Raw genomic sequence first — 13,096 nt, 5'->3', positions numbered from 1 at the left:
ACGAGGCGACCGTGGTCGCACCGTAGGCTTGGCCTATGTCCCAGCACATCTTGACCGCCGTAGCGTGGCCGTACGCTAACGGCCCTCGCCACATCGGGCACGTATCCGGATTCGGCGTGCCGTCCGACGTCTTCAGCCGCTACCAGCGGATGGCGGGCAACAAGGTGCTGATGGTGTCCGGCACCGACGAGCACGGCACGCCCATCCAGGTGCAGGCCGACAAGGAGGGCGTGACCGCCCGCGAGCTCGCCGACCGTTACAACCGGGTGATCGCCGAAGACCTGACCGGCCTGGGGCTGTCCTACGACCTGTTCACCCGCACGACGACGAAGAACCACTACGCCGTCACGCAGGCGATCTTCAAGGGCCTCTACGACAACGGCTACATCTTCCCCAAGACCACGATGGGCGCGATCTCCCCGTCCACCGGACGCACCCTGCCCGACCGTTACATCGAGGGCACCTGCCCCATCTGCGGCTACGACGGTGCCCGCGGCGACCAGTGCGACAACTGCGGCAACCAGCTCGACCCGATCCAGCTCATCAACCCCAAGAGCCGGATCAACGGCGAGACGCCGATCTTCGTGGAGACCGAGCACTTCATGCTCGATCTGCCCGCCTTCGCCGAGGTGCTCGGCTCCTACCTGCAGTCCAAGCAGGGCGAGTGGCGGCCCAACGTGCTCAAGTTCGCCCTCAACCTGCTCGGTGACCTGCAGCCGCGGGCGATCAGCCGCGACCTCGACTGGGGCGTGCCGATCCCGCTCGACGGCTGGCGCGACCAGCCCAACAAGCGGCTCTACGTCTGGTTCGACGCCGTCATCGGCTACCTGTCCGCCTCCATCGAGTGGGCCAAGCGCTCCGGCGACCCCGACGCGTGGCGCCAGTGGTGGCAGAATCCCGACGCCCGTGGCTACTACTTCATGGGCAAGGACAACATCGTCTTCCACGCCGAGATCTGGCCCGCGATGCTGTTCGGCTACAGCGGCCAGGGCGCCAGGGGCGGCTCGCCGGGGGCGCTGGGCGCGCTCAACGTGCCGTCCGAGGTGGTCTCCAGCGAGTTCCTGACCATGGAGGGCAAGAAGTTCTCCTCCTCGCGGCAGGTCGTCATCTACGTCCGCGACTTCCTGGCCCGCTACGACGCCGACGCGCTGCGTTACTACATCGCCGTCGCCGGTCCGGAAAACCAGGACACCGACTTCACCTGGCAGGAGTTCGTCAACCGCAACAACGGCGAGCTCGTCGCCGCGTGGGGCAACCTGGTCAACCGGTCGATCTCCATGGCGGCCAAGAACTTCGGCGCGATCCCCGAGGCCGGTGAGCTGACCGACGCCGACCGGGCGCTGCTGGAGCGCTCGCGCAACGCCTTCGGGCCCGTCGGGGCGGAGCTCGGCCGCTCGCGGTTCAAGAACGCCATCACCGAGGCGTTCGACGTGGTCCGCGACGCCAACCGCTACCTGGCCGAGCAGGAGCCGTGGAAGCTCAAGGACGACGCGGAGCGGCAGAAGTCGATCCTGCACGTCGCCCTCCAGGTGGTCGACGACGCCAAGACGATGCTCACGCCGTTCCTGCCCGGCTCGTCCAACAAGGTCCACGCGATGCTCGGTGGCGAGGGCGTCTGGTCCGGCATGCCGGAGATGCATGACGTCGACGAGGACGGCGGCACCCCCTACCCGGTGATCACCGGCGACTACAACGGTGCTGCCCAGTGGGAGCACCGGCAGATCAAGCCGGGCACGCCGCTCGCGCCGCCCGTGCCGCTGTTCAAGAAGCTCGACCCGAAGGTCGTGGACGAGGAGCTGGCCCGGCTGGCCGACTGAGGTCATAGTCCTTGAGCGTGATGGCGCTGGCCGTCTTCCGTGCGGTCCGCGCCATCAGCCCGGTAAAGGGCAGATAGGGCATCAGCTTGTAGTTCTGGTTCATGAACCACCGCATGAACCTGGTCTCCGGCACCATGAACTTGCTGACCCCCTCGCCGGACTTCTGGCAGGTGAGCACGTAGTCGCGCATGGCCGCCTCGTACCCGGCGAAGGCGGCCCGGTGGTCGCGGGCTGCCGCCAGCTCACCCGCGAGCACGTACGCGCCCACCATGGCGAGCCCGGTGCCCATGCCCGACAGCGGCGAGGGGCACCAGGCGGCGTCGCCGAGCAGCACGATTCGGCCGTGTGACCAGCGGTCCATGCGCACCTGGGCGATGGCGTCGAAGTAGAAGTCGTCGGCCCGCCGCATGTCCCGCAGCAGCCGGGGAGCCTCCCAGCCGACGCCCGCCATCGCCTGTTCCAGCAGATCCTGCTGCCGGCGGGTGTCGTGGCGGTCATAGGTCAGCTCCGGCGAGCCGAACCAGAACATGGCCTTGGCCTCGGTGTTCTGCCTGGAGCTGTAGAGGGCGACCATCTTGCCCGGCGTGTTGTAGGCGTGGCCGCTGTAGTCGAGGCCGAGGTAGTTCTCCGTCGTGAAGACCGCGCAGTACAGGCCCAGGTACGAGATGAACTCCCCTTCGGGGCCGAAGGCCAGCTCACGTACCTTCGAGTGCAGGCCGTCGGCGCCGACCACCAGGTCGAAGCGCCTGCTCGGACCCCGCTCGAACGTGACCGTGACCCCGTCGGCGTCCTCGTCGAGCGCGGCGATGGAGTCGTGGAAGACGTACTCGGTGTGGTCCCTGGTGAGGTCGTAAAGGATCTTGGCCAGGTCGCCGCGCAGGATCTCGACGTCGCCGGCGAACAGGTCGGCCGGCAGGGCGCTCAGCTTCTTACCCGCCTCGTTGACGTTCCACATGGCGCCCATGTTGGTCTGCTGCCGCTGGATTTCGCCGAGTATGCCCATCTTGCGGAGCACGGTCAGGTGGGCGTCGCCGCGGAAGTCGACGGAGTAGCCGCCCTCACGCAGGGCGGGCGCCCGTTCGACGATCGTGGTGGAGTGTCCGGAGCGGTTCAGCCAGTAGGCCAGGGCGGGGCCGGCGACGCTGGCGCCGGAGATCAGGATGTCCATGCCGACGAGCTTCGCCGGGCGTGCTCACCGCGGGCTCACCCCGAGCTCACCGGGCAGAGCGGTGATCAGTCGCAACGGTGAGGCGGCGATCGCCGCCTCGGACACACCCGCCAGGAGGGCCGCTTGGGAGTGGGTGAGCGTCGCGCCCTCGGTCCAGGCCCGCTCGTACGCCTCCGCGCCCAGGACGGCCCGCGCCCGGGCGGAGACGTCCGCCGCGACGGGGGTCTCGGGATGGGTCCCGCCCAGCATCACGGTGGCGGCCCCCAGCAGCTTGGCGGCCAGCCACGCGCCGCCGGTGGCCGCTCGCGAGTCGCCGGGGCCGGGCTGCCCATTGCCTGCGCCGAGGTCGGGCCGCCTGTCGCCCGTGCTGGAGCCGGGCCGCCCGTCGCCCGCGCCGAGGTCGGTGAGCGCGAGCCGGGCGAGCGACTCGAACGCGCCGGCGCTCTCCGGCGCCGGGCCCGTCGCGACCGCGACCTCCACGGCCTGCCGGTATGAGGCCCTGGCCGCGTCGCGGTCGCCGTTGGCCTCCGCGAGGCGGCCCAGCCCGAGCAGGATCCGTACCCTGTTGCCGGTGCTCCTGAGCCACCCGGGATCCGAGCGCCGCAGCGCCCCCTCGTAGAGCTCCCGGGCCCTGACCAGGTCGCCCTCCTCCAGCGCCAGGTCGCCGAGCCCGCGCAGCGCGGAGGCAACATTCGTCGGCACGCCCACGCGCCGGGCCAGCTCGGCGGCCCGCTCGTAGTCGGCCCTGGCGGCGGCCGGCCCGGCGCGCAGGTTGAGGTCGCCCCGGTTGCACAGCAGATCGGCCAGGTCCTCGGTCGCGCCCAGCTCCTCGGCCAGCGCGATCGCCTCGTCGGTGTGGGCCAGCGCGGCCTCCCGGCTGCCGTGCATGCCCGCCAGCATGGCCAGCGCGTCGAGCGAGAGCATCGAGCCCCACCGGTCGCCGAGCGCCCGCAGGTCGTCGAGCGCCGAGACCAGATCGGCCTGCGCCTGGGCGTGCTCACCCCTGGCCATCAGCGAATAGGCCCACATGAACCGGGACATCGCGCGTTCCCACGGGTCGGGGCTGTGCGCGGCCCTGGAGATCACCGTGAGCGTCGCCTCGGGGGCGTGCATGGCAGACGTGATCATCGGCCATAGGAACGTGAGAATGGGAAACTCGCGTGCCCCCTCGCCCCTCGACACGATCACGTCGGCCACGGCGGAATGGCGGGTCCACAGCTCGCCGGCCGCCTCGTCGCCGGCCGTGGTCAGCAGGCAGAGCACGTACGCGTCGCCGAGGTCCGGATCCGGCTCCACCTTGTTGAGCAATTCAATGGCCGGAGCCGTGGCCGTGCCGCGCATCCCGCGCATCCACAGGTAGGTGGACTGCGCCGCCAGCAGCCGCATGCCGAGCCGCACATCGCCCGCCTCGGCCGCCCAGCTCAGGGCCGTCCGGAGGTTGTCGTGCTCGGCGGACAGCGACTCCAGCCAGGCGAGCTGCTCGGCCGCGCGCAGGTGCGGGTCGGCCCGCTCGGCGAGGGCGAGGAAGTAGCTCGCGTGCGCACGCCGTACGGAAGGTTCGCCGGTCAGTTCTTCCGCGCAGAAGGCGCGGATGGTCTCCAGCATGCCGTAGCGGCCGTCCGTGACGGTCACCAGTGACTTGTCGGCGAGCGAGTCGAGCAGGTCCTCGGCGTCGGGCAGGCCGCACACCTCGGCGGCGGCCCCAGCCGTCGCGCCGCCCGCGAACACCGTGAGCCGCGCGGCCATCGCACGTTCGCCCTCGGTGAGCAGCTCCCAGCTCCACGCGACGACCGCGCGCAGCGTCTGGTGCCGGGCGTCGGCGGTGCGGCTGCCGCGCGACAGCAGCTTGAAACGGTCGGTGCCGAGGCGTTGGGCCAGCTCGCGGGCCTCATGCGTGCGTACGCGGGCGGCGGCCAGCTCGATGGCCAGCGGCAGGCCGTCGACCGCCGCGCAGATCTCGCCGACCGCCTCGTCAGCCACGAAATCCGGTCGAACCGCCTTCGCCCGGTCGGTGAACAGCCGTACAGCGTCCGCCTCGGCCAGCGGGCGGACCGGCCAGAGGTGCTCGGCCGTGATGCCCAGCGGCTCGCGGCTGGTCGCCAGGACGCGCAGTTGGGGACAGGCTTCGAGCAGCCGTTCGGCGAGGGCGGCGGTGTCCGCGATCAGGTGCTCGCAGTTGTCCAGGACCAGCAGCAACGGCCGGTCGGCCAGCACGGTGACCAGCCGGGCGAAGAAGCCGTCGGAGGCGGTGGACCGGGGGCCGAGCAGCCCGCCTTCGCGGATGCCCAGCGCGGCGAGCAGCGCGCGCGGGAGGTCGGCGCCCTCGGTGAGGGCCGCCAGCTCGGCGAGGCAGGCGTCGGGGCGCTGCCCGGCGACCTCGACCGCCAGCCGCGTCTTGCCCGCGCCGCCCGGCCCCAGCAGCGTCACCAGGCGGGCCGAGTCGAGCAGTGTGTCGACCGCGGCCAGGTCGTAGGCCCGGCCGACCAACGTGGTGAGCCGGGCCGGTATCCCCGACCTGCCGTCTTGCTCGGTCGGCCCCTGTCCGGTCGACCCCTGTCCGGCCGACCCCTGTCCGGCCGACCCCTGTTCGGCTGGCCTCTGTATGGTCGGCCTCTGCTTGGCTGGTCGGGTGGTGGTCTGTGCGGGTGCGGTCTGTGCGGTGGGTGGCGTCAGGTGGGTGAGTTCGCCGCGTAGCAGGCGCTGGTGCAGGCCGGACAGCTCGGGCGAGGGGTCGGTGCCCAGTTCGTCGGCCAGCAGCCGCCTGGCCTGCTCGAAGGCGACCAGCGCCTCGGCCGGCCGGCCGTCCGCGCTGAGCGCCCGCATGAGCTGGCCGCGTAGCCGCTCGCGCAGCGGGTGGCGGTCGATCAGCTCGCCGAGCTCTGGGATCGCCGCCCGCTGCGCGCCGCGCCGTAGGTCGGCCTCGATCCGGTCCTCCTGGGCGGCCAGGTGCCGCTCTTCGAGGGGTACGGCGTGCGTCGCGTCGAGGTCGGCGAGCGCGGGGCCGCGCCACAGGGACAGCGCCTCGCCCAGCAACGCGGCGGCCCGGTCGGGATCGGTGTCGAGCGCCCGCCGCCCCTCCTCGGCCAGCCGCAGGAACCGGTGCGCGTCGACGTCGCCGGGATCGACGGCCAGCCGGTAGCCCGTGGCCGCCCGCTCGACCATGATGCCGTCGCCGCGCAGCCTCGACACCTGGGAATGCAGGGCGTGCTGGGCGTTCTTGGGCGGCTGCTCGCCGTACAGGACGTCGATGAGCCGGTCATGGGGGACGACCTCGCCGGGCCGGATGAGCAGCAGGGCCAGCAGCGCTCGCCGGGACCGGCCGCCAAGCGGCACCTCGGCGCCGTCCGCGCGCCAGGCACGGGTGCTGCCGAGAATGCCGAAGCGCATGGACGTTACTTTAGAGGGCGTGAGCAAGATTCCCAGCCCGCCCGAGCCGCTGTCCGCACCGGTGTTCGACAGCCACTGCCACCTCGACATCATGGTCGGCAACCGGCAGGCGTCTTCGGGCGATCCCGTGGCACAGGCGGCGCAGGCGGCTGCGGCGAGCGTACGGAGCATCCTCGACGATTCGCGTGCCGTCGGCGTGACCCGGCTCGTCACGATCGGCTACGACCTGCCGTCCTCCCGGTGGAACGCCGAGGCGGCGGCCGAACACGAGGGGATCTACGCCGGCGTCGCCATCCACCCCAACGAGGCGCACGCGGCCACGCCCGAGACGCTGGCCGAGATCGAGGCACTGGCCGGGCGTGACGAGGTGCGGGCGGTGGGGGAGACCGGGCTCGACTACTACCGCGACTGGGCGGCCAAAGAGGACCAGCACGCGAGCTTCCGTGCGCACATCGAGATCGCCAAGCGCACCGGTAAGGCGCTGGTCATCCATGACCGTGACGCGCACGACGACGTGCTGAAGGTGCTGGCCGAGGTGGGCGCGCCGCCGGTGGTGGTGTTCCACAGCTTCTCGGGCGACCCCGAGATGGCGAAAAAGTGCGCCGAAGCCGGATATTTCATGTCTTTTTCGGGGCCGGTTACCTACAAGAACGCCTCCTATCTACGTGAGGCGGCACGGGTGGCGCCGATGGAGCTCATGCTCGTCGAGACCGACGCCCCCTACCTGCCGCCGGTGCCCTATCGGGGCAAGCCCAACGCGCCCTACCTCATACCCCTCACTCTGCGTTGTCTCGCGGAGGTCAAGGGGGTCCATCCGGATGAGCTGTGCGAGGCCATCAGTGTCAATGGAGTCACGGTCTTCGGAGAGTGGTGACCATCTTTCCGTGAACCGGTAGAGGCGGCGGCGCGGGCGCCACTAGCGTCGTGCCGCCCGAAGCCACTACCGGAGGTAGTCCGTGCGCGGAAAGAGGCGCGCCCCGCGCCCTCGTATTGCCTGGCGATCACCGTGGACACCGGTGATCTGCCTGCTCGCGGTCGTGGCCGTGGGCGGCATCGGGACCGTCGCGGCGCTGGTCAAGAGCGTGGTGCTGGTCGTCGACGGCAAGCCGATGGCGCTGCGCAGCTTCGCCGGCTCGGTGCAGGAGCTCCTCGGCGAAGCCGGGGTTTCCGTGGGGTTCGGTGACTCCGTACGCCCGGCCGGGCAGGAGGAGATCGCCGACGGGACGCGGATCGTGGTACGCCACGCCCGCCCGATCACGCTGACCCTCGACGGGCGCACCACCCGCCGCCTGGTGACCGCCACGAACGTGGGCGACGCACTGGCCGAGCTCGACATCAGCCCGGCGGGCGGCCGACTGTCGGCCCCGCCGACCAAGCATGTGCCGCTGTCCGGGATGTCGCTCTCGGTGTACACGCGGCGTGAGGTGTACATCGAGGCGGGCGGTCTCCGGATGGCGACCACGACCACCGGCCGGACCATCCGCGAGGTGCTCAGGCAACGCCGCATCCCGGTGCGACCCGGCTACCGCGTGCGCCCGCCGCTCGACAGCTTCCCGGCGCAGGGGACCGTCATCAGGGTCAGCCCGCCCGCGCCGCCGCACACCGTGGTCGTGCCGGCGGCCGTGGCGGCGCTCGACTGGGCGGCGCTGGCCCAGTGCATGTCGAACGGCGACCCGCTGGCGGTGAACCCCGCCGGGCCCTATTACGGGATGTACGGGTTCAGCCAGGCCATGTGGACGGCCGTCGGCGGCACCGGGCTACCGCACACCTGGCCGCCGGAGGAGCAGACCTATCGGGCACAGCTCCTTTACCAGCTGGTCGGCGGGCGGTGGCAGGGGCAGTGGCGGGAGTGCGGGGCCCGGCTGTTCGGCTGACACTTCCCCAGGCCCCGGCTGGTTTCGGCCGGTCGGCCGTTCGGGACGCTGGGGAAGTCGGCTGGATCAACCGGCGATCGATGTGCCGAAGTCGGCTCCCTTGGGCGGTTGGAGCGGCCGCAGCTCATCGGAGTTGCGGGCCAGCACCATGACCTTGCCGGTCGGGACGGCGTCGGGCTGGCCGATGTAGAGCTTGTTGCCGCTGTAGGCCAGCGACCAGCCGAACAGGCCGTCCGATGTCGGGAGCCTCTTGTCCTCGGCCTCGTTCTTGAGCGACAGCACCCGTACAGCTCCCTCGTAGGGCGAGCCGACGGCCACCCGGCCCTCCGCCGAGGCGGCCAGCGAGAAGCCGAACCCGGCGCCCTGCCCCACCCGCCTCGTCGGGCGCATGGCCTGGTCGTAGAGCTGGACGTAGCCACGGCCCGGCGCGGTCACCGCGAACCCGGCCCCCTCGGCGTACGCCACCGCGTAGCCGTACCTGTCTCCGGCCTCCTTGGTGGGCGAGTCGACCTTGATCCCCGAGAGCCTCGGCGCCAGCGCGTTGTCGATGCGGACCGCGGCCCCCGAGTCGGACTTGCCCTGGTCGACCTGGCGGCCGGCGCCGTCGTCGTTCTCGTACGGGACACCGACGAGCAGGCTGTTGCCCGGCCCGACCGCCACCGACCAGCCGAACTGATCGCCCACTTCGCCGTTACCCGGCACCTCCACCGAGTCCTGATTTATCCGGATAAGCCGACCCGGGCCCTGGCGTACGTAGACGGAGCCCGCGTCGGCGATCTGGGCCTGGTCCTCGTACGGCGCGCCGATCGCCACCACGTCGCCCCTTGCGGCCAAAGACCAGCCGAAGTGGGCGTTGCGCTGCGGCTCGGGAGCCGTCAGGCGTTCCGGTCCCTTGCTGTTCCCGCCGTACACGACATAGACCGCACCCGCGTCCCTGACGCCGTCCACATCGGCGTAGGGCGCGCCCACCACCAGGTCGGCGCAGGCATTGCCGGGGTCGATCTTGGCCAGCGTCACCGACCAGCCGAGCGCGTCGCCCTCGATGGCGGGCACCGGCACGGGGATCACCTTGTCCCCGGAGAGGATGTACGCCGCGCCCTTGCCGTCGTTGGCGAACGGATCGCCGACCGCCACGTCCTCCACGCCGTCGCCGTCGAAGTCGCTCGTACCCGAGCACGCGGCCTTCTCGGCGGCGGCCGTCGCCGCGGTGCTCATGCCGCCTATGAGGACGGCCAGCGCCAGAAGCGCCGAACCGATCATCTTCACAACCGGACCTCGATCTGGTTACCGTTCTTGAGCCTGGTCGCGATGAGTTGTACCGGTTTGCGGTACAGCGGCAGGTCGAACACGAACGCGTTGTCGATGCGGTCACCCGCGGTGATCGCCGCCGGGAACGCGGGCGCCACCGGGTCGTGACGCCCGCCCTTGTCGTCGAGCAGCGAGACGATCGGGTCGCCGATCTCCTGGCGCTCGCCGCCGGGGTTCAGCATCGTCCAGCGGACCACGCACAGCTGGCCCAGGCTCTGCGTCTTGCCCTCGTACTCCTTCAGACCGCATTGCGGGGCAGCCGCGACGATGAGCTGCGGGTCGTCGAAGGACTTGCCGAGGGCGAACCGGTGACCGAGGTCGTTGGGCCGCGCCGAGGCGGAGGCCGTCTGGGTCTGCGACTGGACGGGCAGCGTGGTGTTGCGGCTGGAGGTCACGATGAGGACGGCGAAGGTGACGGCGATGGCCGCCACGGCCGCGGCTGCCGCGATGAGCCAGCGGGTGCTCAGGGACCGTCCGGGGGCCGGGGCCTGGGTGTCGTCCGAGGACAGCGCCTCTGCCTGGAGCCCCGGATTCGTCTGGCGACCCTGTACGTTCAGCTCCTCCTGACGGACCTGAGCCTGGGCCTGGACCTGAGCCTGGTCCGGCTGCCGCGTCTGCTCGGGTAAGCGGGCCTGCTCCTTCTTGGCGCTCGGCTTCTTGAGCAGCGCTTTCTTGGCGGTCGGCTGCTGAGGGGCGGGCACCTCCCAGCGCGCCAGCTCCTCGCGAGCCGCCTGCTCCTCCCGGCGAGCCAACTCCTGCAGATCGGGCTGCTCCTGCCCTGGCGACGACTGTGCCTGGAACGCCTGATGCCTCTGCGCCCCCGCCTGTGACCCAGGCTGTGAGCCCGGTTGTGACCCCGGCTGTGACCCCGGCGTCGCCTCCGGCCGAGATGGGGGCTGGGACGGGTCGGTCGCCACGGCCGGCCCCTTGGCTGTGGTGTCGCTGGGCGGCGGCGTGGCGAACGTGGCCGTGATGTCGGGCTCGTTCACCACGTTCTGCGGCGGCTCCCAGTCGTCGAGCAGCCCGGGAGCCACCAGAGTCGGCGGATCGACCGCCGGTGCCGCCGATGTCGCCGCAGGGGCGGGCGCAGCGCCTCCGACCAGGGCGATAAGCAGGTCCTGGGCGCTGGGCCGCTGAGCCGGATCCATGTCGGTAGCCCGCCGGACCAGCTCATCGAGCGGCGCGGGCAGAGCGCCCAGGTCCGGCGGCGCGTTCAGTACGCGCGTCGCGAGCGTGATGGGGTCGCCGCGCCCGAACGGGTGGCGCCCATTACCGGCGTACGCGATCAGGCAGCCCCAGGCGAAGATGTCGACGGCGGGAGTGACCGTTTCCCCCCGTACCTGCTCGGGCGCCCACCAGCCGGGACTGCCCAGCAGCTCACCGGACATGGTGAACCCGGTCTCCCTGTCGAGCGCCCTGGCGATGCCGAAGTCGATCACTCGCGGCCCGGACAGCGACAATATGACATTGGCCGGCTTGAGATCCCTGTGCACCAGCCCGGCGACGTGAATCGCCGCCAGCGCCGCGGCGACTCCCAGCGCGACGCCGTGCAGCGGCCCCGGGTCCAGCGCGCCGTACTTGGCGATCTGGTCCGACAACGGGGTGCCGCCGATGTATTCGGTCACCATGTACGGGCGGCTGTCGCCAGTGTTGCCGTTGTCCAGCACCTGGGCCGTACAGAACGATGCCACCCGTCGCGCGTTCTCCACCTCGGCGTGAAAGCGGTCCGCGAACCCCTGCTGGTTGGCGAACTCGGCCTTCACCACCTTGACCGCGACAAACCGCCCCGTCGGTGCCCTGGCCAGGAACACCGTACCCATGCCGCCCTCGCCGAGTCGGCCGAGCAGCCGGTACGGGCCGATTTCCCGCAGATCCGTCGGGCGGAGCGGCGCGGCGCCCGTTGGCTCCATCAAGGACGTCCCTTCCTGTTCCACGCCCATCCTCCCCTGTGGTGCCCCCATCCGCCATCGCAGGTTCTTCGATGCGGGAGACTGGTTGGATGATGAGCCTGTTGGGCCCTGCAGAAATACGTATTTTGGCGGATAAGCTAAATCTTCGTCCGACGAAAAAGCTAGGCCAAAACTTCGTGATCGACGCGGGAACCGTGCGGCGCATCGTCAGAGTGGCCTCACTGGCCCCAGACGACGTGATCATAGAGGTGGGCCCCGGCCTCGGCTCTCTCACCCTCGCACTGCTCCCCGAGGCCCAGCATGTGGTGGCCGTCGAGATCGACCCCGTACTCGCGGGCCAGCTCCCGCTGACCGTGGCGGGCCGCGGCCTCGGCGACAAGCTCACGGTCGTGGAGGCCGACGCCATGCGCATCACCTCCGCCGACCTGCTGGGCCACACCCCCACCGCCCTGGTCGCGAACCTCCCGTACAACGTCGCGGTCCCGGTGGTCCTGCACCTGCTGCAAGTGCTGCCGTCACTGCGCAAGGGCCTCGTGATGGTCCAGTCGGAAGTGGCCGACCGCCTCGCGGCCGGCCCCGGGTCGAAGGTGTACGGGGTGCCGTCGGTGAAGGCCGCCTGGTACGCGGATGTACGGCGAGCAGGCCCGGTGGGGCGGACGGTTTTCTGGCCCGCACCGAACGTGGATTCCGGCCTCGTCTCCATGGCCCGCCGGGACCCACCCGAGACCTCAGCCTCGCGCGAGGAGGTGTTCGCGGTGATCGACGCCGCATTCGCACAGCGCCGCAAAACGCTGCGGGCCGCCCTCGCATCCTGGGCCGGCAGTCCGGCGGAGGCCGAAATCGCCTTGCGGGCGGCCGGGGTTGACCCGTCCGCGCGGGGGGAGCAGCTCGACGTGACTGCCTTCGCCCGAATCGCCGAGGCCAAGCCCTCGTAGAGCGGGCGGGTACGGCTCGCAAGTTTCGCGCGATCGGCGCGCTTGAGAGGGTCCGCGTCTGTGGAGCTCCGCGCCCTAGAGATCCGCCCCCCTGGAGGTCCGCCGCCGTGGAGGTCCGGCCCTCTGGAGGTCCGCGCCCGAGGGGGACTGGTGCCCGAGGGGACTGATGCCCGAGGGGACTGGTGCCCGAGGGCCCGCGTGCTTAGGCGATCGGACTTCGGGGCCTGGAAGCCACAAAAGCCATCCCTGGCCACCCCGGTTATCCACAGAGGGTCGCCTCCACAACTCCGGTTATCCACAGAACCCCGCTCGGCTCCCCGCCCCAAGCCCGATCGCAAGATCCTGGGGCCTCCGTTCCGCACGTCGCAGGAGGCCCACATGACCCCCCACTCCGCCCCGACCCGCCGCTCCGGCCTAGCCCCCCGCTCCGCCCTGCCCCGCCGCTTCGGCTTGACCTTCCACTCTGACCTGGGCACTCGCTTCAGCCCGGCCACCCGCCCCGCCCCGACCCCTCACCCCGACCTGGGAATCCGCTCCAGCCCAGCCACTCACTCCGGCCTGAACATCCACTCCAGCTCGGCCACTAGCCCCGCCGCGAGCACCAGCCCCGCTCTGAACACCCGCTCTGCCCTGGACCCTCGCCCCGCCCTGACTCTCCGCCCTGTTCTTACCGGGCTCGCGGTCGGAGGAGGCACGC

At 71.1% G+C, this 13,096-nt stretch carries 8 protein-coding genes; 4 read left to right on the top strand and 4 right to left on the bottom strand.

Annotated features, from left to right (window positions below):
- The first annotated feature begins 35 nt into the window (after positions 1 to 35).
- Positions 36 to 1,817, top strand: a complete 1,782-nt coding sequence (gene metG / locus ACGFJ2_RS35175; RefSeq protein WP_358179164.1) for a methionine--tRNA ligase — start codon at positions 36 to 38, stop codon at positions 1,815 to 1,817.
- Here metG and ACGFJ2_RS35170 read toward each other — a convergent pair.
- Positions 1,762 to 2,985, bottom strand: coding sequence for an FAD-dependent monooxygenase (locus ACGFJ2_RS35170; protein WP_393475612.1), 1,224 nt, complete (start codon positions 2,983 to 2,985; stop codon positions 1,762 to 1,764). The genes metG and ACGFJ2_RS35170 overlap by 56 nt on opposite strands.
- 24 nt (positions 2,986 to 3,009) lie before the next feature.
- Entirely contained in the window at positions 3,010 to 6,372 is a 3,363-nt protein-coding gene (locus tag ACGFJ2_RS35165) for a BTAD domain-containing putative transcriptional regulator (protein ID WP_393475609.1), read from the bottom strand.
- A 19-nt stretch (positions 6,373 to 6,391) separates the two neighbouring features.
- On the opposite strand from ACGFJ2_RS35165, the gene ACGFJ2_RS35160 reads away from it, so the two are divergent.
- Both ACGFJ2_RS35160 and ACGFJ2_RS35155 read left to right on the top strand, forming a co-directional pair.
- On the top strand, positions 6,392 to 7,246 hold the full coding sequence (locus ACGFJ2_RS35160; protein WP_363989991.1) for a TatD family hydrolase: 855 nt from the start codon (positions 6,392 to 6,394) through the stop codon (positions 7,244 to 7,246).
- 142 nt (positions 7,247 to 7,388) lie between these two features.
- Positions 7,389 to 8,246, top strand: a complete 858-nt coding sequence (locus tag ACGFJ2_RS35155) for a ubiquitin-like domain-containing protein (protein WP_393475605.1) — start codon at positions 7,389 to 7,391, stop codon at positions 8,244 to 8,246.
- Between the two features lie 66 nt (positions 8,247 to 8,312).
- Here ACGFJ2_RS35155 and ACGFJ2_RS35150 read toward each other — a convergent pair whose 3' ends face one another.
- A complete protein-coding gene (locus ACGFJ2_RS35150) occupies positions 8,313 to 9,506 on the bottom strand; it encodes a hypothetical protein (protein ID WP_393476298.1) in 1,194 nt (397 codons plus the stop codon).
- 2 nt (positions 9,507 to 9,508) lie between these two features.
- On the bottom strand, positions 9,509 to 11,464 hold the full coding sequence (locus ACGFJ2_RS35145) for a protein kinase (protein WP_393475602.1): 1,956 nt from the start codon (positions 11,462 to 11,464) through the stop codon (positions 9,509 to 9,511).
- A gap of 71 nt (positions 11,465 to 11,535) precedes the next feature.
- On the opposite strand from ACGFJ2_RS35145, the gene rsmA reads away from it, so the two are divergent.
- Positions 11,536 to 12,399 (top strand): 16S rRNA (adenine(1518)-N(6)/adenine(1519)-N(6))-dimethyltransferase RsmA, encoded by an 864-nt coding sequence (gene rsmA / locus ACGFJ2_RS35140; RefSeq protein ID WP_363989986.1) that lies wholly within the window; start codon positions 11,536 to 11,538, stop codon positions 12,397 to 12,399.
- Positions 12,400 to 13,096 lie beyond the last annotated feature (697 nt).

Origin of the sequence: Nonomuraea sp. NPDC049028 (genome assembly GCF_043197735.1) — a bacterium.
Classification (GTDB): Bacteria; Actinomycetota; Actinomycetes; order Streptosporangiales; family Streptosporangiaceae; genus Nonomuraea.
The sequence above is the reverse complement of the archived record's forward strand: the minus strand, read 5'-3'. Positions and strand labels throughout refer to the sequence as shown.

What these genes read in the sequence shown, in the direction of transcription:
- metG (WP_358179164.1), top strand. Translation starts at nt 36, where the DNA reads ATGTCCCAGCACATCTTGACCGCCGTAGCGTGGCCGTACGCTAACGGC.
- ACGFJ2_RS35170 (WP_393475612.1), bottom strand. Translation starts at nt 2,985, where the DNA reads ATGGACATCCTGATCTCCGGCGCCAGCGTCGCCGGCCCCGCCCTGGCC.
- ACGFJ2_RS35165 (WP_393475609.1), bottom strand. Translation starts at nt 6,372, where the DNA reads ATGCGCTTCGGCATTCTCGGCAGCACCCGTGCCTGGCGCGCGGACGGC.
- ACGFJ2_RS35150 (WP_393476298.1), bottom strand. Translation starts at nt 9,506, where the DNA reads ATGATCGGTTCGGCGCTTCTGGCGCTGGCCGTCCTCATAGGCGGCATG.
- ACGFJ2_RS35145 (WP_393475602.1), bottom strand. Translation starts at nt 11,464, where the DNA reads ATGGAGCCAACGGGCGCCGCGCCGCTCCGCCCGACGGATCTGCGGGAA.
- rsmA (WP_363989986.1), top strand. Translation starts at nt 11,536, where the DNA reads ATGCGGGAGACTGGTTGGATGATGAGCCTGTTGGGCCCTGCAGAAATA.